Annotated in this window: 2 protein-coding genes; both read left to right on the forward strand. The window is 38.3% G+C overall.

Annotation, left to right across the window (positions count from 1 at the left end):
* Positions 1-79: 79 nt before the first annotated feature.
* On the forward strand, positions 80-385 hold the full coding sequence (locus NQ185_RS20060) for a transposase (RefSeq protein ID WP_257583875.1): 306 nt from the start codon (positions 80-82) through the stop codon (positions 383-385).
* A gap of 11 nt (positions 386-396) precedes the next feature.
* Positions 397-1,293 (forward strand): IS3 family transposase, encoded by an 897-nt coding sequence (locus tag NQ185_RS20065; protein ID WP_257583876.1) that lies wholly within the window; start codon positions 397-399, stop codon positions 1,291-1,293.
* Positions 1,294-1,419: the final 126 nt, after the last annotated feature.

Consider the following 1,419-nt stretch of genomic DNA (forward strand, 5'->3'; position numbering starts at 1 on the left):
TGGATGTAGTATAAATAGTGGACGACAGAATTGACGTATGTTTAAATCATAAATAACATACAAAAGGGCGTGTTTCCACATGGCAACGTACAAATCTTATGATGCAGTATTTAAAGAGTATGTCACAAAATTAATTGTAAAAGATGGGCGTAGAATGGTAGATGTTAGTAACGAGTTGAATATTCCTTATGATACTCTTGCAAATTGGGTAAAGGTCTATCGTAAAAAGGAAAGAGAAGCTGAAAAGGCAACTCAAAACCAACTATTGACTGCTTCTGAATATAGAGATTTATATGAAGCAGAATTGAAAGAAAAGTTAGATCTCCAGGAAGAAATTGAAATATTAAAAAAAGCCATGCACATCTTCACGCAAGGAAAGAACTAAAGTTTGCTTTCATTGAGCAACACCAGCGTGAACACACCATTACGAAGATGTGCGAAGTGCTTGGTGTGTCAAAATCGGGATACTATGCGTATACAGCGCGCCAGAGTCGTGGCGAAACGGAAAAAGAAAAATGGAATCGTTTATTGGACGAAAGAATTCTCTTTCACTTTAGTGACAATCTTGGGACATACGGAAGTCCAAGAATTCATAGATTACTAGTATATAAAGACAAAATAGTAGTTTCACAGAAAAAGGTGGCGAACCGTATGAGAGAACTAGGTCTTTTCGCAACGCCACAGAAAAAATGGATTCATACAACGGACTCTAACCACCACCTACGTGTATTTGATAATGAATTAAACCGGGAATTTCAACCAGACGCTCCCAATCGCGCTTGGGCAACAGATATTACGTATATTCATACTGGAGAAGGTTTCATGTATTTAAATCCTGTAATCGACCTATTTTCCAAACGTGTTATTAGCTACGAGATGGATGATCGTATGGGCCATACTCTGCCTCTGCGAGCGTTAGAGAAGGCATTGGCACTCCGTAATCCGCAGAAAGGATGGATTCATCATTCAGACAGAGGATCTCAGTATTGTTCAAAGAAATATATTGAGGCTCTTGAAGATGCAAAAGCAACTATAAGTATGAGTAGAAAGGCTACACCTTATGATAATGCTTGTGTAGAATCATTTTTTGCTTCTTTAAAGAAGGAGTATCTTTACAAATGGGTGTTTAAAACAAAGGCTGAGGCAATGGCAGCCGTTCATTTTTATATTGAATTTTATAACAGGAAAAGAATCCATTCAACGCTTGGATATGCCACACCAAATGACTACGAATTGGCCTATGAATTGACACAAAAGGAATATGCCAATCAGAACCAATTTACCTCTGCGTAAAGGAAGGGTTCGCTTTTTGACCCTTCCTTTATGCAGAGGCCTCCAAGCGAAGTGAAACGGAGCGCGGAAGTAAAAAGATACGTCAAAACTTGGCTAATTTTTGTCCATTATATTGACAGAAGTCCA

Origin of the sequence: Lederbergia panacisoli (assembly GCF_024626525.1) — a bacterium.
In the GTDB taxonomy this organism is placed as follows: domain Bacteria; phylum Bacillota; class Bacilli; order Bacillales; family Bacillaceae_C; genus Lederbergia; species Lederbergia panacisoli.